This is a genomic window from Bacillus sp. SDLI1, from assembly GCF_001553895.1.
GTDB classification, from domain to species: Bacteria; Bacillota; Bacilli; order Bacillales; family Bacillaceae; genus Bacillus; species Bacillus siamensis.
On record NZ_CP013950.1, the window covers coordinates 1749498 to 1767738 of the forward strand.

The following is an 18241-nucleotide window of genomic DNA, read 5'->3' on the forward strand; positions in this document are numbered from 1 at the left end:
CTTTCTAATTGTGTTTTAATTCATTCACATAAAATTGACCGCTTTTTTCTGTTAATTCGAGCGTAAAGCTTTCATTAACAGGTATCTCATTTTCTTTTTCTTTAAATTGGACAGCACAAATAACCTCGAAACCTTTTTTCGTCCCGAAGATTTTAGCGCTTTTCACTTCGCCGAATGCAAGACTACCTCGAAGCGCTTCCGGCTTTTTCATCATATACACCATTTCCTCTTCTTTTTCAGAAGCATATTTTTCAAAGAAAGAAGTAAGAAATGACTCAATCGCTTCTTTTTTATCTCCTGCGTATTCGTCCCGCGTTTCTTCCTTCTCCGAAGATGATACATTGCCCTTTAAGTCGTATATCTCAGTGAAGTAGGGGACAGCAGAGACAGCGAAGGCATCACCTTTATTGACTACAGGAATATTGAGCAGCACTTGTTTTTCAGCTTTTTCATTTTCTGTGACTTTCTCTTTCACTTTCTTCTCCTTTTTCCCATCCTTTACTTTTTTCTCAACTTCTTTTTCTACCGGAAAGAGATTCGTATACGTCACTTTGTACTGAAAAAGCTTCCCTTTATCACCTTCTTTCACGTTATACAAACTGTAATCATTTAACTGACGATCACCCTTAAAACCATCCATATCGAAGCGATCGCCTTCCTCAAAGCTCGTTTGTGTCTGCTTCACCATGTAACTCTCAAGATTTTTTTTGCGTTCGTCGATGGCGTCTTGATTATTTTTCACGTTGATATATTCATTGATGAAACCTGACAGGAAATTTTCAGCCGCCGTTGTAGACATTTTCTGTTTTTCACTTTCAGCAGGCTTACTGGATTGATTCTTTAAATCATTTACAGCAGATCGAGTGTTAACAGACAACAAAACAGACAGGAAACAAAAGAGAAGTAACGCTCCTACACACGTCCACAACGTCCCTGCGACCAATCGGGTACGATCTCGCGGCACTTTTATATTTGCTTTCTCAGGCCGACGGACTTGTTTTACTTTTTGGAAAGCAGCCTTAAAAAATGATTCTTCTTTTTTCTCGTTTTCATTTTCCTTTTGAAGCATCTTTTCACCCCTTTAAGCAGTACCTTTTTCAATTTGCTTTGTACTTTCCAAGAATGATAAAAAGGATGCTACACGCAGTAACACCCTTTTTATAGCTTGATTCTCTATATACACTTTTACACTTGTCATTCGTCCATCCGGCAGATACCTCGTTTTATAAAAGGTGTATCTGTACTCAGAAAAACCTTTGACCCTTTGACCTTCCACAACCAACATACAATCTCTGCTTAGACTCCTTACAAAAACCAACGACGGGATACCTACGTTAAACCCCAAGCTCCTGAATTGATCGTCAACAGCAGACACACTGCTCACCCCTTATCCAAGTGAGCACTTTCAAATTCCACATTTTTTTCTTCTGTTTCACCATCTTCATCCTCTAAAATGTTAAACATTACAAAAAGCTTCCTTGTGTAATTTTCCACAACGGTTAAGATTTCAACTAAAAATCTTTCAGCTTCTCTTGTGTAATAAATGACGTAGTCCTGCATTTTCTCCACTATATTTTCAGTATCATGCACACATCCAAGTGCCTCCAATGCACTTTCCAAAGCCGCCCGATTGAGAAGATTGACATTATTCACCTTTATTCCTCCCTCATGCATGAATTATTTAAATAGATCGCTGTTATTTTCTCCTTCCTTCATTTTTTCGACCCTTAACACTATAAGACCCGGAGTCAATGATTGACGCCTATTCAAAACAAGCACTTCTATGACTCGCTTCGTACACTCGCCCCTCCATTCATGAAGGCACAAAACATCATTGGCCTTATAAATATTTTCACTGACTGTAACCTCTGTAGCACCTTTAGAAATAGCTTCAAACTCTTCCGGAAGTATCTTTAGATGATGAACGATCACGAAAGAACACACCCCTTCACTTTACTGCGCAACTGGTTTTGAATAGCCAATAGCTTCAAAATGAACATCTTTTTCGTGCTGCTCTTCTAATTCATCTTCTTCGACAATTGAAAACACTGCATATACCTTTTGGTAAAAACCATTCACCTCAGCAGTCACCTGAACAATAAATGATTCTTCATGAGAAGCGACTTCTTTCATCTGTTCAACTATTTCATCAAACAAATTTAAATGGCCAATTGACTCTAATTCCCTTTCCAGCAAAGCCGGATTAAGGAGATTAACGCCATTCATATTTATTCCTCCCTTAACGTTCTCTTAGAAAAGCGCCTACGCATAATGAAAAACCCCATAAAAAAACAAAGGTAAAATAAAATACCTTTGCAATGACATCAGAATTAACACTCTCAGAAATTAGACCGAAGATTGAAGCTACCACTGTCACAGATACAGCCATAATAAAAATCGTATTTTCTGTCCAACTATAACGGTCAGCCAAACTTTGAAGCTTAGGATATATCAAAAGGAATAAAAGACCGCCGCCAAGTAAACTCACGATTACAAAAAATATCGCAAGTAACATATTCACCATCCTTATATTGAATTAAGTTCTTGGGTTCCACCCAAACCCACCAACGGAAGCCCGTTGGATCGCTAATAATCTATCCCCCTATTCCCCCGAATCATCGGGGGACTCCCTCGCCGGTAGGCAGGAACAAACGGTTGTTTGTTCAATGCCAAGAGGGTTTTGGTTGCGCTGAATATGTCAACTCCTTATCCTCACTCCGTTCCGGTACCGTTGACACATACGTTTAATCGCATCACCTGTGTTTAAGAGCGATAGCAGTCTATCTAAAACATCTAAACGACCATGTCCTTCACCTCAGCAAGAAACACATCAAGCATCTTTTCTTGTTTGTCTGACAGCTCAGCTTCCATAATCATGTCCGAAAGATCATTGCGTCCCAAGTGTTGGTCAGCTTCCAGCACCATTTTCATGGTGGGGGAACATGAGTTTTTCAGCCAGTTCCTTGTTTTTTGGTAAAAGTCTCTTTGCGGCTTCATGTACAGTTGCAGTTTCCCTACATCACCTATAAAAGCTTGCCAAAAATCACTTGTTTCCCAATATCGGCGTTCTCTTTCGTTCGGATCAACGAATTTCACATAGTTGTTAATAATCTGCAATGCGATATATGTCAAATCCTGTCGTTTAATCAGTTCTTTAATGGCTACTTGTGCTCGTTCGTTCTTCAAACGAATTTCATAGCGATTCCAGTCGCCTAAATCCTCTAACGGAATATTGTATTTTTCAGCCTGTTCATGATTTTTTTCATAGAAACATAGATAAGCTTCTGATTTTTTTGAACCAAAGTATATTGTTGTTCCACCCATTTGACCATCCGAGAGATCAAAAGAACCGTTATAATCTGATTTTCTAAATCGTGAAATACATTCGCCCTTTTGGGCTTTTTTCAACAATACCGGGATTGAAAAGTATGTTTTTTTATCGTCAATTGCCAGATCAAGGCGAGTAAATGAACCACCATGCTGTATACAGTCTTGAAAGAAATCAAACCATGTTTTCTTCCGCCAATCTAAGAACGACTCAAATTGTCGACAGCCTTGACCCGATAACTCGACCAGAATACCTCTATTATCTCCGGGCGAAGAGTAAAAAACCTTGATGAAGTCCAGTTCAAACGTTCCGACATATCCGTAAAAGCCGTTGGGCTTTTCTGTCATGAAATCTTTGTTCAAGTGAAGAATGTTCTCGATAATGTGGTCAACATCATGAGTTTTGAAAGTCACACGAATGTAATCAACCATTGATACTAAAGGATTTTCGACCTTCTCTTTTTCTTCTTTTAACATTACTACCCCCCTGTTAGCGTGGGGGGGTTTTTGTAGTTCACTCACTCGCTTCGCTCCTTCGCTCACCGCTGGCCGTCTGGTCGCTTACGCTGCCGCTGGCGACTGCCGTCGCCTGCGCTCCCTCGACTCCAACCAGCGATTCCTTAATAGATGACATGAAATCATACCCCTTCGGTACAATCGGACTGTAAAACTCTAATATTGAACCTGTGCCTACATAGGCATATCCTCGACCTTTCACGTCTTTTTCCATAAACGTTTTATCAACGTCGCCGAACATCATCCCATAGCCAGTATCAGACATATTGCCAAGAGCAACACGAAAGCTAAATTGATCTCGTATCCCATCAGCTAGATATTTTGCGTCTGGTCGCTGTGCCCCTAAAACAAGAAAATAACCAGCTTGACGCCCCAACAAAACCAATTGTTTCATGTAGGATAAGGCTTCATTCCTTTCTTTCATATCCAGCAAATCCATAAATGCCACATATTCATCAAAGAAGATAAAGACAGGTTTCAGTCCTAAATAGGCATAATTTTCACCAGTCTTGTAATTGGGCATTTTCTTCATTTCATCCATTCGTTCCATCATGCCATCAACCGACTTTCTTAGACACATAAGGATGCCATTTTTCTGCGAATAGACTCTTTTCGGGAGCACCTCTTCCAAGTCGGCTAAATCAGCATTTTTCGGGTCTAAGATTTTCACATCTGCCCCAAGTCCTACACACGCTTTTATGACAGTCAACATAAAATAGGTTTTCCCTCCGCCTGTGCTACCGGAAATGAGCATATGAGGTAATTTATCAAATTTCCATGAGACGTGTTTCATTAATGGCAGAACACCGTCTTTAGCAACAGCTTCATCTATAGATATACGATTCTTACTTACGTCATACAGTAACTTGAAACAGACAAAGCCCTCTTCCATTTGCTTATCAACCAAGTCACAAAACAAGCCGTTTTCTAAATCCTTTCCTAAGTCTAGGAAGCGATTCTGAAAACGGCTCATATCCATAGCAATACGAATATAAATGTGATTGTTTTTAATTTGGTAATACATCCTAGGAAAGTACGTGATTTTTTCCTTCGTCCCTGTATCACTTGAGAATAGCTTTTTAACCTTCACATGATCTTTTTCATAAAACTTGTTTGAGAAAATCATTCTTGCAAGCATCTGCCTGTGCTTTAACCTTTTAAAAAGTCCATTAAAAGTTAAACGGGCAACATACACACATCCAATACCAACTGACAACGAGCAAACCAAGCTTTTAACGATCAAAGGTACATTCCATTCAAAGTGGTCAATCACTTGAAATACATCGAAGTGAAAAAAATGATCTTTCCAAAAGAGGAACATAGATAACAAAAAAACAGGTACAAATATAATTGCACCTGCTATTATTAAATTATTCCTCATATACGGACGAATTCGTTTTCCTCTATACTTCCAAATCCTTTTCTGTAGGAAATCATTCATACACATCACCCGATATATGGTTTACAGAGAGTATTTTACTTTTTGTCATTGCCGCTAGTTGCCGCCGCAGGTTTTACAGAAGAGCCGCCTTTTATAAGAATATCCTCAACCTCAACTGTCCAGTTTACGTTTGCGAAATTTCCATTCGCTCTTGCTCCGGCTGAAATTTTAGGATTTTTCAATTCAACATCTTGGAAGAAGTCATATTCCTTTAATTCAACGTAAGACGGTACAGTTACCTCAATTTGCCCACCTTGAACACTTGAACCTAAATTATAAATACGTGACTCAAGGGTATCCGTTCTTTTCCCATCCACATAGGCATAACGCTCACGGTTCAGCCCCAAGAATTTCAGCTCACCAAAAGTCATTTTTTCGTCAGGTACAATAAAGTTAAAGTTCATTTTTTTACATCTCCATTCCGTTATTTTTATTCGGTTATTTAAATTTCAATTTTATATTCAAAGATTCGCTCCGGTACTGTCTCCATCGTGGCGCTTGTCAGTCGCTAACGGAAAATCCCCCTCATGGCGACCTAGTAGGCTATTTATAGCCATCAGGCTGATTACAGCCATGCCGCACGCTTATTCTAGCCTGCTACAGCATTTAAAGTGATTGCTGTTCATCACTCAAATACTCACGCATGACTTTTTATCAAAAATGCCCTATAATAAAATTGTTGAGGTTTTATTACGGGCGTTCTTGATGGTAATCATCAAGGCGCTTTCTTTGTCTGTATGTAATTCTCAAAGAACACAATCCTTTCTAATGGCATTTTTCGTACAATTCATCATTGTACAAGACGAACACTCGGTTATCTTTCTTGCCTGTTGGTTCAACCGACCATATGCACCACCAATGCCACCCTTTAAGCTGTTTTGATACTTCCACATTGGCTAAATCATAAGTTGGTGCTTCCACTACATAAGATTCAGAAATTGCATAATCAGCAAAATGTTCAAAATTCTTGTCAGCTTCTAAGGCTTCAATATCCATAACAATCGTTGCATTCACCTTTACTTTCATCGCATTCCCCCTTTCAGTTTTTCTAACAATACCGATAGTGGTATATGACTTCACACTATACGTTTTTGTTGAAGTGCAGAAAGGTCTTTTCTGCCGATACCGTAATTTTTACAAATCCGGCGATATGAAACGCCCTTTTTAAGCAGCACCTGAATATTGTTCGATGAAAGCGGCTTATTCAAAAGATGCTTTATAATAACTTGATTAAGCGCCAGCTTCATTCTCACCGACCAATGACCTTCCATCTGCCTAGCCAACGGTACAGCATCCTTCATGAATGAATTTGTTTGCCTTAAACTCATATTATCAACCCGTTTTACTTTCATAAAAGTAACGTTTCTCAAATATCTGTTTATTAACTCTTCCCCTAATGACTTTATAACCTTCTCTTAACATTTCAGCATTCAGTTGACGAATAATTTCATATGATTTTGCTTGTTTAACTCCTAGAATATCTTGAATATCCTTAGCAGTTAAAAACTGTTTCATATATTTTCTCCTTCCTTAATCAACTTTTCGTGGTTAATTTTATTATAAATCAACTATTCGTGTACGTCAACATAAAAATCAACTATTTGTGTATTTTTTATGCATTATTTGTAAATAATAACGATTTAGTTAACGTTAAGTTGATTTGTATAACCAGAATAAAACAACGTAACGTGGATGTCAATATCAAAAGTAAACTTTTCGTTAACTAAAATGAAAAAATCCACAGATAGTGGTATTATTCTTTTCATAATCAACTTTTCGTGGAGTGAAAAACATTATGACATTAGGTCAAAGACTAAAAATATGTAGAGAAAACTTAGGTTGGAATCAGCAACAAGCTGCTAATAAAATCGGAATATCCAAAAACACATTATCTAATTATGAAAGAGATTACAGAGACCCCGATACTTCTACTTTGAAAAAGATCAGTGACGTTTACAATGTAACAACAGATTATTTATTAGGAAAAGAACAGGTGAACCAAAACAAAGAATCTAATGACAATAATCTGCTTAACAAAACAATTAACGAAGCCATCCAAGAATTAAAGGATGAAGATACACTCCTTTTTATGAATAACGGTGAATTCGATGAAGAAACTGCTTTATTAATTAAGAAAGCATTAAAAAACGGAATTAAATTTATAGACGAGTTAAAAAAGAAAGAGTGATTATCATTTATACAAGTAGAAGAATAAAACATAAATCGTTAGCTGTAATAAAAGAATATGGCACAAATAACGTTTATCAAATATGTGAATCTTTGGGTATTTACATCTTAAAAAATAATCTAGGACAAGCAAATGGATTTCTTCAATTTGATGAACCCACAAATCAATATCTAATTCATATCAATGAAAATTTAAAATACGAACACTTTGTAATTGCCCACGAGTTAGGGCATTATTACCTACACAAAAATCTCAATACTTTTAAGATTCTGAACTGTTCAAGTGCCCTGAAAGATAAACTTGAACATCAAGCAAATCTTTTTGCCTCAGAACTGTTACTCACAGACAGAATGATTCATGATGCCATCCCCATCATTAGAGAATTCACTCAAGAGCAAGTGGCGTCTTATTTTGAAGTGCCTTTATCTGCGGTTGTCGATTATAAATTCGCGCAGCCCGGCAACACCCTGAACAGTGTATTCAATTTCTGTAATAACCAGCTTAAAGCGTTTGGGTAAGGAGAGATAGTAATGCCGATCAAAAAAACAAAGAGTGGAAAATATAAAGTAGATGTAAGTTTAGGTAATGATCCTATAACTGGAAAAAGAATAAGAAAAAGACCAACTGCCCCCACAAAAAAGGATGCCCTTACATTAGAGGCCAACTTTAGAAGTAAACACGCATCAAAAGACTGGATAAGAAATAAAAAAATCAGTTTTCCAGAATTAATAGAGTTGTACTTAGATGAATGTAAAACTTCAAGTAAACCGGGTTATCATAGTGTACAGTTATACACAATCAACAAACATATACGAGATTATTTTGAACATGCAGATATCAAAAGAATTACACACAATGAGATCATTGAATTCAGAAAACATCTTATTGAAAAAAGATTGAGTAACAAGTCAGTAAATAACCTTTTAGCTACATTGAGCCAATTATTTGAAAAAGCAATAAATGAAGATGTGATAAAAGAAAACCCTTGTGGCAAAGTAAAGAGATTACCTCTAAACCATAAAAAAATGAAGTTTTGGAGACCTGAAGAATTCAAAAAATTTATCAGTTTCATTCCTGACGATCAACTATTGTTTAAAACATTTTATACAACAGCTTACCTGACAGGATTAAGATGCGGCGAAATGTTAGCTTTGCAATGGAACGATATAGACCCCTACATAATGGAACTGGATATTCGAAAGTCAGCCACTCTTATAAAAGGTGAATTTATTGTTACTAAACCAAAAACAAGGAATGGCTTCCGGCGCATAAGTATAAACCAAAAATTATTACAGCTATTAGAACATTGGAAACGACACCAAAAAGAGTTATTCAAATCATTGATGATTCCTCATTCAGAAAACACTTATGTATTTCAATATAAGGATACACCATCATCAAAGGATATTTTCAGCCGAAAGATAAAATATTTTTGCAGAGACACCGACCTAGAACCAATCAGATTACATGATTTTCGACACTCACATGTTGCTCTTTTAATAAATCAAGGTGAAGACTACATCACAATAAAAGAACGTCTAGGTCACGCTTCAGTGAAAACAACGATTGACGTATATGGCCATTTATATCCTAACAAACAGAAAGAGATGGCTGACAAATTAGACGACTTACTATAAGTTAGTGGACACTTTTGGTCACAAAACACATTTTTCTAAAGAAATAAAAAATACCAAGGGCGTCAAAACCCTTGGTATCATTGATGCGGCCGAGAGGACTTGAACCTCCACGGGTTATTCACCCACTAGGCCCTCAACCTAGCGCGTCTGCCATTCCGCCACGACCGCGTGCTATGAAGCTGTTTTTCCACTAAGCATGTAAGCTAGTGTTCAGCATTTTGAAAAGAAAGTGCGGGTGAAGGGACTCGAACCCCCACGTCGTAAGACACTAGATCCTAAGTCTAGCGCGTCTGCCAATTCCGCCACACCCGCGTGACAAGTGGTGAGCCATGAAGGACTCGAACCTTCGACCCTCTGATTAAAAGTCAGATGCTCTACCAACTGAGCTAATGGCTCGCTCTATAAAAGTGATTCAAAATTTTAAAATAAAATGGCTGGGCTAGCTGGATTCGAACCAACGCATGACGGAGTCAAAGTCCGTTGCCTTACCGCTTGGCTATAGCCCAACGAAGGTAAATGGTGACCCGTACGGGATTCGAACCCGTGTTACCGCCGTGAAAGGGCGGTGTCTTAACCGCTTGACCAACGGGCCGTCTGGTTGAGAACTTATCTGGCGGAGAAGGAGGGATTTGAACCCTCGCGCCGCTTACGCGACCTACACCCTTAGCAGGGGCGCCTCTTCAGCCACTTGAGTACTTCTCCATATGGCTCCACAGGCAGGATTCGAACCTGCGACCGATCGGTTAACAGCCGATAGCTCTACCACTGAGCTACTGTGGAATAATCAGACTTCCTTCATTATAAATGATGCGACATATTGTGTCAATAAGCAACATTTATTTTTTGAGAAAGTGTCGTTGTCTCTCAACGACTTTTATAATTTAACATAGAACATTAAAATGAGTCAAGCCTTTTTAAAAAAATCTTTTGATTTTTCCTCTGCATTTTCCGCAGGCATATCTTTCCGGATTCATTGCCCGCTTCTTTATATACTGTTGGCCGCAGGCCGTGCATCTATACATATATGTTTTCTTTTGTGTCTTTTTTGTTTGGAGCGGCGTGCAGAATCTCGGCGCTCCGACTTTCTGAAGCAGGTCTCTGAAGTCTTTGTCTCTGTGCTTGTACCCTTTTCCTTCAAGGTGAAGGTGATAATGGCAAAGCTCGTGTTTGATGATGCCTACCAGCTCGCTCTGGCCGTGTTCGAGCAGATATTTGCGGTTTAATTCGATGTTATGGGAAGACAGCATGTACCGGCCGCCTGTCGTTTTCAGCCGGTCATTGAAAAAGGCCCGGTGACGGAACGGCTTCCCGAAATCCTGTGCAGAGATGTCTTCCGTCAGCTTTTGAAGTTGTTCGTTATCCATATGTGCACCCCGCTTAAAAACATCGAACGGGACAATTTACCGTTCGCATACAATATGTTAAAACCGCCCTCTAACTAAAAGCTGAGGAGGAATGAGCCATGCCGAATTGGCTGATGAAACAAATGCAAAAAGCGTTTTTAGAAAAGGACAATTATCAAATCAAACTGCTGAACCAGTGCTGGTATTTCTACAGAAAAAAACACTGCTCGTAAGCAGTGCTTTTATTTTACCATAGACAGCGACACCCTGCCTTTTTGCACGTCCACCCCTTCGACCCATACGGTGACAATGTCTCCGACCGATACGATGTCGAGAGGATGTTTGACGAACTGATTGCTCAGTTTTGAGATGTGCACAAGCCCGTCTTGCTTGACGCCGATATCGACGAAAGCGCCGAAATCTACAACGTTGCGGACGGTGCCCTGCAATTCCATTCCTTCCTTTAAATCCTCAAGCTGCAGAACGTCTTTTTTCAGCAAAGGCTTCGGCACTTCGTCACGGGGATCGCGTTCCGGCCTTGTCAGCTGTTCGCAAATATCTGCAAGTGTAATTTCCCCTATACCGAGCTCCTCAGCCGTCTCAGACAGCGGCAGTGCGCTGATTTTCTCTTTTACGTCCGCGCTTCCGATCTGATCTGCAGTGAGCTGCAGTTTTTTGAGCAGCGCCTTTGTCTCTTTATAGCTTTCCGGGTGTATCCCGGTGCGGTCAAGCGGCTCCTGGCCTCCGGGCACTCTCAAGAAGCCGATGCATTGTTCATATGTTTTTGCGCCGAGGCGCGGGATTTCTTTCAGCTCTTTACGATTTGTAAATTTGCCGAGTTCTTCCCTTTTTTTGACGATATTGCCGGCGACGGTTTTGGATAATCCGGCTACATATTGAAGCAGCGCGGCGGATGCTGTGTTGACATTTACCCCGACTTGGTTGACGACGGTTTCTACGACAAAACGGAGAGATTCGTTTAATTGCTTTTGGCTGACATCATGCTGGTATTGCCCGACACCGACGGATTTAGGATCAATTTTTACAAGCTCGGCCAGCGGGTCCTGCAATCTCCGCGCGATGGAGACGGCGCTGCGCTCTTCGACTTGAAAATCCGGAAATTCCTCACGGGCGATTTCTGACGCGGAATACACGCTTGCTCCAGCCTCATTGACGATGACGTAATAAATGTCCCGCTCTGTTTCTTTTAACACATCAACGACGAATTGCTCTGTCTCCCTTGATGCCGTTCCGTTTCCGATCGCCACAACCTCGACTTCGTACCGGTCCAGCAATTCTTTGATTTTTTTCCGGGCTTCCGCTGTCTTTTTGACGGGAGCGTGCGGATAAATGACGTCGATTTTCAGCACTTTTCCCGTCTCGTCAACGACTGCCAGTTTGCACCCCGTACGGAAGGCCGGATCGACGCCGAGCACGACTTTTCCCTTCATCGGCGGCTGCAGCAGGAGCTTACGCAGGTTTTCAGCGAAAATATGGATCGCCTGCGCGTCTGCTTTTTCTGACAACTCTTTGCGGATGTCACGCTCAATAGCCGGCTGGATCAGGCGTTTGTAACTGTCCTCAATGGCTTCTTTCAGCGTTTCTTTCACAGGCGTTTCACGGTGTTTGATGATTTGCTTTTCTAAATAAGCTTTTATCTGATCGGCGGGCGGTTCGATCGCAATCTTTAAAATGCCTTCTTTTTCACCGCGGTTCATCGCGAGCACTCTGTGAGGAACGACCTTTTGAATCGGCTCTTCGTACTCATAGTACATTTCATAGACGTTTTTCTCGTCGTCTGCGGCTGACTTGCCTGCCGCGGATGTGAGAATTCCTTTTTTATACGTTTCCTGGCGGATCCACTTTCTGAAATGAGGATCATCCGAGATTTGTTCGGCTATGATGTGCTTCGCGCCTTCAATAACTTCTTCCCTTGTGGCGACTTCCTTTTCTGCATTGATATATTGATCAGCGGTTTCGTGAAGACGGTTGTCTTTCGGGAGTGAAAGAATATAGTCCGCAAGCGGTTCAAGCCCTTTGCTTTTGGCGACGGTCGCTTTTGTTTTCCGTTTTTGTTTAAAGGGACGGTATAAATCCTCGACTTCCTGAAGCTTGGCCGCATGTTCGATTTTTTGCTTCAGTCCGTCCGTCAGCTTGTCCTGTTCGGCGATCAATCTGATGACTTCTTCTTTCCGCTGCGTCAGGTTTTGTATGTACTGCCACCGCTCGGAGATTGCCTGAATCTGCACCTCATCCATTGAACCGGTCTGCTCTTTTCGGTACCGCGCAATAAACGGAACGGTATTGCCGTCTTCAAGCAGGCGGATGACACTTTCGACATGTTTTTGGGATAACGCTGTTTCTTCAGCAATTTGTTTTTTCAAAAGGGCTAATGTTTCCATCTCACCAAAGCCTCCATCTCTTCATTCTTTCTCTAGTGTATCAAAAAACGGCGGAACATAAAAAAAGCAGCCTTACGATAAAAGCTGCCCGAGAATATAGGTCAAATCATCACGTCTGGATGTTGTGTACGGATGAATTGATTTTGATATATCTTCTATTGAGTGTCCCTGCTTTAAGCAGGTGCGGATATGCGGAACCTCCAGCCCATCCGTGTAGATGATGAATGTCGCCCCTTTTTCGTATGATGACGTATACGTTTTGTATTTTTGCGGTTTGCCTGAGAGGTAACCCGAAATCGGGAGCGGATGAAAGACTTCGCCTGATGGGGAGTGCAGAAAGAAACGGACATTCCCGATCGAACAGTATGTCAGTTCTCTTTTGGTGAAATTGATTTTTAAGATGGAGGCAGTCGCCCCTCTTTTGTTTTTCATCGCTTGGTTACAGCGCTCAATGATGCTTTCCACATCCTCATCCGCATATGCTTCCACGATGTCTTTAATAGCTGAGGAGGATTCGTTGGCAAGGGATCCGCTGCCGAGACCGTCGGCTACCGCGCAAACCAATTCCTCTTCATCCGCCTTCATGAAAAAGCTGTCCCCGCATATGGACTTGCCTTCTTTATTTAATTGGTATACAAGAGTTTGAACATGTTCGTTTTCTTCAACCTGAATCATTACATTAGCTCCATGGAGGGATCTCCAATCAAGGCCTCTCTCAGTTTTTTCACCGCTTTCCGCTGAAGGCGCGAGACGTGCATTTGAGATATTCCGAGAATGTCCCCTGTTTCTTTTTGGCTTTTATTTTGCACAAATGTTAGATCGATAATTTGTTTTTCGCGTTCAGACAGCACATGAAGCACGCTTTGGATCATCATCTGCTGGTTGACGCGTTCGTATCCTTCCTCGTGCGAACCGACGATATCAAGGATCGTGACGGTGCTTCCGTCTGCATCCGCTTCGATGCTGTGATCGACAGACAGCGCCTGATAGCTTTTTCCCATCTCCATCGTTTCAAGCACTTCCTCTTCTGACACATCGAGAAAGGCTGCGATTTCTTCGACTTTCGGCGACCGCTGTGTCTCTGTCGTCAGCTGATCCACCGCCATTTTAATGCGCGGCCCGAGTTCCTTAATTCGTCTCGGGACGTGTACACTCCATGTTTTATCTCGGAGAAAGCGTTTGATCTCGCCGATAATGGTCGGAATCGCAAATGCCTCAAAGGATTTGCCGACCTCCGGATCATAGCGTTTAATGGCGCCGAGAAGCCCGATCATCCCGACCTGGCGGAGATCCTCGTGAAAGCTTTTTCCTTTTGAATATTTCTTTGCCAGCATTTCGACGAGATTGGTATACACCTCGACGAGTGTCTCCTGGGCTTTTTTATTATCATTTATTTGAAAGTCGCGTATGAGCCGATCAACTTCATCTTTAGTTAGTTTCGTAGTTTTTGATGGTTGTGCCATGATCAACTCGCTCCCCATTTAAATACTTTGTCATCGCCACGGTTACGCCAGAGTTGCTTTGAACTTTGACTTCATCCATGAGCGTTTCCATTAAATATAGACCGAGTCCTCCTTCTGACAATTGATCGACTGTGTGCGAAGGTGTGTACGGCCCGAGATCCTGCTGCTTCTGATCAAAATCAAAGCTGTCTCCCTGATCGGCGACAATGACCTCCAGCCGGTCCTCAAACACACCGAACCGCACGGATACTTCTCCCTTGTTTTCATCTTTGTATGCATGCTGGACAGCGTTTGTACAAGCTTCGCTGACAGCGATTTTCAAATCTTCAATGTCATCGTAGGTATAGCCCATTCTGCTGGCGACACCTGATAATGTAAGCCTGACGATCCCTACGTATTCCGGTTCAGCCGGAATTTTCATCTCAATATAATCAACTGATGTACTCATTGCACGCCACCTTCTGACTTTGCCGAAATGTCGATGATGTCCTTAAGCCCCGTAATTTCAAACAGACGGACGAGCCGATCGGAAAGATTCTCAAGCTTCAAAGAACCGCCTTCCTTGCTCACCGTTTTAAACACGCCTACAAAAACGCCTAAACCCGTACTGTCCATATAGTTTACATCTTTTAAGCAGATTCTCATGTTTTTCCCCTCGTTTGCCAAGGGCATCAGCTTTTCACGAACCACCGGAGCTGAGTATACATCGATTTCCCCAGCGATATTGATTTGTATATCTGAAAGATTCTCCTTCATATCTACCGTTAAATTCATCGTATCACCTCTGAAAGTTATCCTTACTCGTGCTAATGGCTTTTTACCCGTGCTGCCGTTTTGTTAAACCTTTCTTTTCAAAACTATTAACGTAAAATCGTCATGAAGCTGAAAGTCCTGGAGTCTCAGCAGGCTGTCGTAAATATTTTTGACCATATCCTGCGCCGAGCATTCCATATGTTCTTCCAGCATGCGCTGAATGTCGCTGCGCTCCAAGAAACCGTTTTCGGTACGGCATTCGGTGACGCCGTCAGAAAAAAGAACGATCATGTCTCCTTCGTCCATGTGCTGTTCGTATTGGCTGTAATCAAAATCCTGAGAAATTCCCAGCACCAATCCTTTTGCCTCCAGATCATAAAACTTCTTTTCTTTTTCAGAGTAGTAGAAGCCCGGTTCATGCCCCGCAGAAGCATAGGTAAATTGGTGATTTTTCGTATTGTAGTTTGCGTAAAACATGGTGATAAACATGCTTGAGTCCACATTCTGTTCTACAACGCGGTTAAGGTTTTTCAACACTTGGGAGGGGTGAATGCCGATCTCTGGAAGAGAGTCCATGGCATACTTGATCATCGACATGCACAATGCGGCGGGTATTCCTTTTCCGATGACATCGGCTATCGCGATGTTAATCGATTCCTTGTCTTTGACAAAGTGATAATAGTCCCCGCTCATCTGCTTGGCGGGAACGCTGATCGCCCCGATATCCAGCTCTTCTTCTTCAGGAATTTTTGTGCCCAGCAGCGTCTGCTGGACATTTGCGGCAATTTCAATTTCTGAACGAAGCTCCTGCTGGATATCTCTCAGACTTTGATGTTCCTGATAAGCCATCCCGTAGCCAATCATGACTTCTATTAAAAAATCCAGCGAATGAAAAACATCTTCCGGCAGATCCGGATACAGTTCCTTTATTACTTTTCGGTGGATGCTGATAATTTCCTCCGGAGGAACCTGATGTTCAATCGTTTTTCGGCTGAATTTTTGGGCTTGATATAAAGATGTTTCTGTTAATTCGGCTATATATCGGCTAAGCAGCTGATGGTACCGCTGCTCTATAACCTCCCTGAAATCCACGTTCTAACCTCCTACCGAAGCCATTTCACGGCTTGAATCTCTGTTCCTTCCTCTGCAACAGATTGCAGGCTGAATTCATCCATCAGCCTTTTGACGCCCGGAAGGCCCGCTCCCAGTCCGCCTGACGTTGAAAAGCCGTCTTCCATCACTTTACGGATGTCGGGGATTCCGGGTCCTTTGTCTTCTGCTATGATTTTAAGGCCTTTTTTTCCTCTGTCGTTTACTTGTTCTATGCTGACCTGGCCCTTGCCGGCATATAAGTAGATATTTCTGGCCAATTCTGAGATAGCCGTCGTGATTCTGGCCTGGTCCACCGTGCCGAAGCCTAATTCCTTCGCAACGTTGCGGCCAAGCTGTCTGGCGGCTACGATATCCCATTCTGTCATGATTTTCACACAGGATTGGTCGTTCATCGCTATTCCCCCAATTCCCGCTTCAATGTCTCAAGCCCTTGCTCTAAGTCGAGCGCTGTTTCGATTTCCTCAAGTGAGATTCCGAGTTCAATCAATGTGACCGCTACAGCCGGCTGAATTCCCGTCAACACGACTTTTGCGCCCATTAATTTTGACATGGTAATAACATCGCCGAGCACTTTCGCGATAAATGAATCGATCATATCAACGGATGTCAGGTCGATGACGACCCCGTTTGCGCCGGTTTCATAGATTTTGTTCAGCAGGTCTTCCTGAAAATGCAAAGCAGTCTGGTCGTCAAGTTCCCATTGAATGGATACCAATAAGCAGTTATACAGTTTCAAGATCGGGATTTTCGGATGTCTCACAATGTTATTCCCCCAATGAAACGATTTTTCGATTTGTCATCTCAAGCGCTGTTTGAATTCCTTTTTGAAGGGTATTCTTCGTAATAACCTGTGACAAATCAATTCCCAGATTAACGATGGTCTGCGCGATTTCCGGACGGATTCCGACGAGCAGGCATTTCGCGCCGACAAGCCGCACCGCTTCCGATGCCTGAATAATATGGTGCGCCACCATCGTATCAACGACCGGCACGCCCGTAATATCAATCAATACAACCTGTGAACGGTGCTTTACGACGCCGTTTAACAGATTTTCCATAATATGCTTTGCACGCTCCGTATCAATCGTCCCGACAAGCGGCATAACCGTTACATGCTCAAATACCGGGATCAGCGGAGCTGACAATTCCTGAAGCGCGATTTTTTGCAAAGTAACCGTTTTTTCCCAGGAGATAGAATACTGATTTAAGATTTCCGTGTTGATCGGATTGAAAAAGCTGTCTATTTCCAAAATCAAATCCGCTCTGTCCTGATCGGCCATATTAAGGTCGACCATCGTTTCGTAAAGCAGTTTCCAAAACTCTGACAGGGTGGCTGAAAGAAGTTTCAGTGACAGGCCAAGCTGAACGGCGCGCAGTGCGAGTTCACTGATCTGCTCTTCGGTGACCTCATCATTTTTAGTCGATAATAAAAGAATGTCTATATAATCTTTACAAATATTTTCACATATGTGATTCGTAAGCTGATAGTCTTCCTGATTGCCTACTTCTTTTAGTTTGGCTGTCCAAGTATCAAGCAGTTCATCATGCTGATCAATAATGAACTGATACACTTTCTGATTCGACATGGGTTTCACTGACCTCCCGACACAAAACAACAAATTTTGTTTGATTATCTCTTTATTATAGCGCTTGTGTTTTTCGAAAACAAAAAAAGTTGCTCCATATGAGCAACCAGAAAAATATGACTAAAAATCAATGAGTGCCAAACTGATTTGCAGGGCTTCATCAACCTTATCCATCATTTCATCATCCAGATGAGTTATTTTATCCGTTAATCTTTGCTTGTCAATCGTCCGAATTTGCTCCAGCAAAATAACGGAATCTCTTTCAAAACCGTAGCGTTTCGCATCAATTTCGACGTGGGTTGGTAATTTCGCTTTCTGTATTTGGGCTGTTATGGCTGCAACAATAGCAGTCGGGCTAAAGCGATTTCCGATATCATTCTGGATCACTAAAACCGGGCGTACGCCGCCTTGCTCTGAGCCAACAACAGGAGATAAATCAGCAAAATAAACATCGCCGCGCTTTACAATCAAA

The 18241-nt window shown here is 41.8% G+C and carries 27 protein-coding genes and 7 tRNA genes; 4 read left to right on the forward strand and 30 right to left on the reverse strand.

The window, feature by feature from the left end; genetic code table 11:
- Positions 1-4: 4 nt before the first annotated feature.
- The 12 genes from AUL54_RS08205 to xis all read right to left on the reverse strand — a co-directional run bounded on the left by AUL54_RS08205 (position 5) and on the right by xis (position 6799).
- Complete coding sequence (locus AUL54_RS08205) at positions 5-1069, reverse strand: conjugal transfer protein (protein ID WP_060963530.1); 1065 nt, start codon at positions 1067-1069, stop codon at positions 5-7.
- 12 nt (positions 1070-1081) lie between these two features.
- The gene (locus tag AUL54_RS08210; protein WP_047935284.1) at positions 1082-1375 is read right to left on the reverse strand and encodes a hypothetical protein; all 294 of its coding nucleotides are present in this window, start codon (positions 1373-1375) and stop codon (positions 1082-1084) included.
- Between the two features lie 5 nt (positions 1376-1380).
- Entirely contained in the window at positions 1381-1653 is a 273-nt protein-coding gene (locus AUL54_RS08215) for a hypothetical protein (protein ID WP_060963531.1), read from the reverse strand.
- A 24-nt stretch (positions 1654-1677) separates the two neighbouring features.
- Entirely contained in the window at positions 1678-1932 is a 255-nt protein-coding gene (locus AUL54_RS08220) for a DUF3850 domain-containing protein (protein ID WP_060963532.1), read from the reverse strand.
- A 21-nt stretch (positions 1933-1953) separates the two neighbouring features.
- Entirely contained in the window at positions 1954-2226 is a 273-nt protein-coding gene (locus AUL54_RS08225; protein WP_060963533.1) for a hypothetical protein, read from the reverse strand.
- 13 nt (positions 2227-2239) lie between these two features.
- Entirely contained in the window at positions 2240-2515 is a 276-nt protein-coding gene (locus tag AUL54_RS08230) for a hypothetical protein (RefSeq protein ID WP_060963534.1), read from the reverse strand.
- 278 nt (positions 2516-2793) lie between these two features.
- Positions 2794-3849, reverse strand: a complete 1056-nt coding sequence (locus AUL54_RS08235; RefSeq protein ID WP_060963535.1) for a replication initiation factor domain-containing protein — start codon at positions 3847-3849, stop codon at positions 2794-2796.
- On the reverse strand, positions 3842-5284 hold the full coding sequence (locus tag AUL54_RS08240; protein ID WP_060963536.1) for a DNA translocase FtsK: 1443 nt from the start codon (positions 5282-5284) through the stop codon (positions 3842-3844). The genes AUL54_RS08235 and AUL54_RS08240 overlap by 8 nt, the downstream gene beginning before the upstream one ends.
- Before the next feature lie 35 nt (positions 5285-5319).
- Positions 5320-5688 (reverse strand): YdcP family protein, encoded by a 369-nt coding sequence (locus AUL54_RS08245; protein WP_060963537.1) that lies wholly within the window; start codon positions 5686-5688, stop codon positions 5320-5322.
- 361 nt (positions 5689-6049) lie between these two features.
- Positions 6050-6310 (reverse strand): hypothetical protein, encoded by a 261-nt coding sequence (locus tag AUL54_RS08250; RefSeq protein WP_045927024.1) that lies wholly within the window; start codon positions 6308-6310, stop codon positions 6050-6052.
- Positions 6311-6360: 50 nt separating this feature from the next.
- Positions 6361-6612, reverse strand: a complete 252-nt coding sequence (locus AUL54_RS08255) for a hypothetical protein (protein WP_235588417.1) — start codon at positions 6610-6612, stop codon at positions 6361-6363.
- Positions 6613-6616: 4 nt separating this feature from the next.
- Positions 6617-6799, reverse strand: coding sequence for an ICEBs1 excisionase (xis, locus tag AUL54_RS08260; RefSeq protein ID WP_025649959.1), 183 nt, complete (start codon positions 6797-6799; stop codon positions 6617-6619).
- A 280-nt stretch (positions 6800-7079) separates the two neighbouring features.
- On the opposite strand from xis, the gene AUL54_RS08265 reads away from it, so the two are divergent.
- From AUL54_RS08265 to AUL54_RS08275, 3 genes are read left to right on the forward strand one after another with little or no spacing between them, the layout of a single operon-like run.
- The gene (locus tag AUL54_RS08265) at positions 7080-7472 is read left to right on the forward strand and encodes a helix-turn-helix domain-containing protein (protein WP_025649960.1); all 393 of its coding nucleotides are present in this window, start codon (positions 7080-7082) and stop codon (positions 7470-7472) included.
- Positions 7469-7990 (forward strand): ImmA/IrrE family metallo-endopeptidase, encoded by a 522-nt coding sequence (locus AUL54_RS08270; protein ID WP_025649961.1) that lies wholly within the window; start codon positions 7469-7471, stop codon positions 7988-7990. The genes AUL54_RS08265 and AUL54_RS08270 overlap by 4 nt, the downstream gene beginning before the upstream one ends.
- 12 nt (positions 7991-8002) lie before the next feature.
- The gene (locus tag AUL54_RS08275) at positions 8003-9109 is read left to right on the forward strand and encodes a tyrosine-type recombinase/integrase (protein ID WP_060963539.1); all 1107 of its coding nucleotides are present in this window, start codon (positions 8003-8005) and stop codon (positions 9107-9109) included.
- A gap of 84 nt (positions 9110-9193) precedes the next feature.
- Here AUL54_RS08275 and AUL54_RS08280 read toward each other — a convergent pair.
- The 8 genes from AUL54_RS08280 to AUL54_RS08315 all read right to left on the reverse strand — a co-directional run bounded on the left by AUL54_RS08280 (position 9194) and on the right by AUL54_RS08315 (position 10473).
- A tRNA-Leu gene (locus tag AUL54_RS08280) sits at positions 9194-9277 on the reverse strand.
- 62 nt (positions 9278-9339) lie between these two features.
- Positions 9340-9421, reverse strand: a tRNA-Leu gene (locus tag AUL54_RS08285).
- Positions 9422-9429: 8 nt separating this feature from the next.
- Positions 9430-9505: transfer RNA gene (locus tag AUL54_RS08290), tRNA-Lys, on the reverse strand.
- A gap of 35 nt (positions 9506-9540) precedes the next feature.
- A tRNA-Gln gene (locus AUL54_RS08295) sits at positions 9541-9615 on the reverse strand.
- An 11-nt stretch (positions 9616-9626) separates the two neighbouring features.
- Positions 9627-9701 (reverse strand) — tRNA-Glu (locus AUL54_RS08300).
- A 19-nt stretch (positions 9702-9720) separates the two neighbouring features.
- Positions 9721-9811 (reverse strand) — tRNA-Ser (locus AUL54_RS08305).
- Positions 9812-9814: 3 nt separating this feature from the next.
- Positions 9815-9889: transfer RNA gene (locus tag AUL54_RS08310), tRNA-Asn, on the reverse strand.
- Positions 9890-10023: 134 nt separating this feature from the next.
- Positions 10024-10473, reverse strand: coding sequence for a SprT family protein (locus tag AUL54_RS08315; protein WP_060963540.1), 450 nt, complete (start codon positions 10471-10473; stop codon positions 10024-10026).
- A gap of 98 nt (positions 10474-10571) precedes the next feature.
- Here AUL54_RS08315 and cmpA point away from each other — a divergent pair, with 98 nt between their 5' ends.
- Entirely contained in the window at positions 10572-10685 is a 114-nt protein-coding gene (gene cmpA, locus AUL54_RS21165) for a cortex morphogenetic protein CmpA (protein ID WP_003156164.1), read from the forward strand.
- A 9-nt stretch (positions 10686-10694) separates the two neighbouring features.
- On the opposite strand, the gene AUL54_RS08320 is transcribed toward cmpA, so the two are convergent.
- The 10 genes from AUL54_RS08320 to ndoA form a co-directional block, all read right to left on the reverse strand.
- Positions 10695-12854, reverse strand: a complete 2160-nt coding sequence (locus AUL54_RS08320; RefSeq protein WP_060963541.1) for a Tex family protein — start codon at positions 12852-12854, stop codon at positions 10695-10697.
- 72 nt (positions 12855-12926) lie between these two features.
- Positions 12927-13529: a phosphoserine phosphatase RsbX gene (locus AUL54_RS08325; RefSeq protein WP_060963542.1), complete on the reverse strand. Its 603-nt coding sequence runs from the start codon at positions 13527-13529 to the stop codon at positions 12927-12929.
- The gene (sigB, locus tag AUL54_RS08330) at positions 13529-14317 is read right to left on the reverse strand and encodes an RNA polymerase sigma factor SigB (RefSeq protein ID WP_060963543.1); all 789 of its coding nucleotides are present in this window, start codon (positions 14315-14317) and stop codon (positions 13529-13531) included. The genes AUL54_RS08325 and sigB overlap by 1 nt, the downstream gene beginning before the upstream one ends.
- Entirely contained in the window at positions 14283-14765 is a 483-nt protein-coding gene (rsbW, locus tag AUL54_RS08335) for an anti-sigma B factor RsbW (protein ID WP_003156173.1), read from the reverse strand. The genes sigB and rsbW overlap by 35 nt, the downstream gene beginning before the upstream one ends.
- Complete coding sequence (locus AUL54_RS08340; protein WP_016937169.1) at positions 14762-15091, reverse strand: anti-sigma factor antagonist; 330 nt, start codon at positions 15089-15091, stop codon at positions 14762-14764. Before AUL54_RS08340 ends, rsbW begins: the two co-directional genes overlap by 4 nt.
- A 63-nt stretch (positions 15092-15154) precedes the next feature.
- Positions 15155-16162 (reverse strand): PP2C family protein-serine/threonine phosphatase, encoded by a 1008-nt coding sequence (locus tag AUL54_RS08345; protein ID WP_016937170.1) that lies wholly within the window; start codon positions 16160-16162, stop codon positions 15155-15157.
- A gap of 11 nt (positions 16163-16173) precedes the next feature.
- Positions 16174-16575 carry an anti-sigma regulatory factor gene (locus tag AUL54_RS08350; protein WP_003156178.1) on the reverse strand — a complete coding sequence of 134 codons (402 nt, stop codon included), beginning with the start codon at positions 16573-16575 and terminating at the stop codon, positions 16174-16176.
- A 2-nt stretch (positions 16576-16577) separates the two neighbouring features.
- On the reverse strand, positions 16578-16943 hold the full coding sequence (gene rsbS / locus AUL54_RS08355; RefSeq protein ID WP_003156180.1) for an RsbT antagonist protein RsbS: 366 nt from the start codon (positions 16941-16943) through the stop codon (positions 16578-16580).
- A 4-nt stretch (positions 16944-16947) separates the two neighbouring features.
- Entirely contained in the window at positions 16948-17769 is an 822-nt protein-coding gene (locus AUL54_RS08360) for an STAS domain-containing protein (protein WP_060963544.1), read from the reverse strand.
- 120 nt (positions 17770-17889) lie between these two features.
- Positions 17890-18240, reverse strand: coding sequence for a type II toxin-antitoxin system endoribonuclease NdoA (gene ndoA / locus AUL54_RS08365; protein WP_003156187.1), 351 nt, complete (start codon positions 18238-18240; stop codon positions 17890-17892).
- Position 18241: the final 1 nt, after the last annotated feature.

Coding starts and splice junctions, on each gene's coding strand:
- AUL54_RS08205 (WP_060963530.1), bottom strand. CDS start 1,069: ATGCTTCAAAAGGAAAATGAAAACGAGAAAAAAGAAGAATCATTTTTT.
- AUL54_RS08225 (WP_060963533.1), bottom strand. CDS start 2,226: ATGAATGGCGTTAATCTCCTTAATCCGGCTTTGCTGGAAAGGGAATTA.
- AUL54_RS08230 (WP_060963534.1), bottom strand. CDS start 2,515: ATGTTACTTGCGATATTTTTTGTAATCGTGAGTTTACTTGGCGGCGGT.
- AUL54_RS08240 (WP_060963536.1), bottom strand. CDS start 5,284: ATGAATGATTTCCTACAGAAAAGGATTTGGAAGTATAGAGGAAAACGA.
- AUL54_RS08245 (WP_060963537.1), bottom strand. CDS start 5,688: ATGAACTTTAACTTTATTGTACCTGACGAAAAAATGACTTTTGGTGAG.
- AUL54_RS08250 (WP_045927024.1), bottom strand. CDS start 6,310: ATGAAAGTAAAGGTGAATGCAACGATTGTTATGGATATTGAAGCCTTA.
- AUL54_RS08255 (WP_235588417.1), bottom strand. CDS start 6,612: ATGAGTTTAAGGCAAACAAATTCATTCATGAAGGATGCTGTACCGTTG.
- xis (WP_025649959.1), bottom strand. CDS start 6,799: ATGAAACAGTTTTTAACTGCTAAGGATATTCAAGATATTCTAGGAGTT.
- AUL54_RS08265 (WP_025649960.1), top strand. CDS start 7,080: ATGACATTAGGTCAAAGACTAAAAATATGTAGAGAAAACTTAGGTTGG.
- AUL54_RS08275 (WP_060963539.1), top strand. CDS start 8,003: ATGCCGATCAAAAAAACAAAGAGTGGAAAATATAAAGTAGATGTAAGT.
- AUL54_RS08315 (WP_060963540.1), bottom strand. CDS start 10,473: ATGGATAACGAACAACTTCAAAAGCTGACGGAAGACATCTCTGCACAG.
- cmpA (WP_003156164.1), top strand. CDS start 10,572: ATGCCGAATTGGCTGATGAAACAAATGCAAAAAGCGTTTTTAGAAAAG.
- AUL54_RS08320 (WP_060963541.1), bottom strand. CDS start 12,854: ATGGAAACATTAGCCCTTTTGAAAAAACAAATTGCTGAAGAAACAGCG.
- AUL54_RS08325 (WP_060963542.1), bottom strand. CDS start 13,529: ATGATTCAGGTTGAAGAAAACGAACATGTTCAAACTCTTGTATACCAA.
- sigB (WP_060963543.1), bottom strand. CDS start 14,317: ATGGCACAACCATCAAAAACTACGAAACTAACTAAAGATGAAGTTGAT.
- rsbW (WP_003156173.1), bottom strand. CDS start 14,765: ATGAGTACATCAGTTGATTATATTGAGATGAAAATTCCGGCTGAACCG.
- AUL54_RS08340 (WP_016937169.1), bottom strand. CDS start 15,091: ATGAATTTAACGGTAGATATGAAGGAGAATCTTTCAGATATACAAATC.
- AUL54_RS08350 (WP_003156178.1), bottom strand. CDS start 16,575: ATGAACGACCAATCCTGTGTGAAAATCATGACAGAATGGGATATCGTA.
- AUL54_RS08360 (WP_060963544.1), bottom strand. CDS start 17,769: ATGTCGAATCAGAAAGTGTATCAGTTCATTATTGATCAGCATGATGAA.